Origin of the sequence: Chryseobacterium sp. SIMBA_028, assembly GCF_046535285.1 — a bacterium.
Classification (GTDB): domain Bacteria; phylum Bacteroidota; class Bacteroidia; order Flavobacteriales; family Weeksellaceae; genus Chryseobacterium.
Genome location: NZ_JAWRWZ010000658.1, coordinates 1 through 248, shown reverse-complemented (window position 1 = coordinate 248; position 248 = coordinate 1). Strand labels below are relative to the sequence as shown.

The following is a 248-nucleotide window of genomic DNA, read 5'->3' as shown; positions in this document are numbered from 1 at the left end:
ACCTCAAAATCCGGCCAAGAAAAAATTCAAAAAGAAATACCCTCCAAAAAAAGATAATAATGCATAAAATTTTAGGATTTCTTACCCTTATCCTTTTCTTTAGCTGTAATTCTTCGAAAGGAGAAGATATCATCATGAATTCTGTTGATAACAAATGGAATAAGAAAAGTGAACAGAAATTTAATCTTGAAATTTCAGATCCGCAAAATCCTAAAAATATTATATTTGTTGTAAGAAATAACAATAAT

The 248-nt window shown here is 27.0% G+C and carries 1 pseudogene; it reads left to right on the top strand.

From position 1 onward, the window contains the following. Positions 1–59 precede the first annotated feature (59 nt). Positions 60–248 (top strand): annotated as a pseudogene (locus SCA31_RS24870) (gliding motility lipoprotein GldH); the annotation flags it as partial.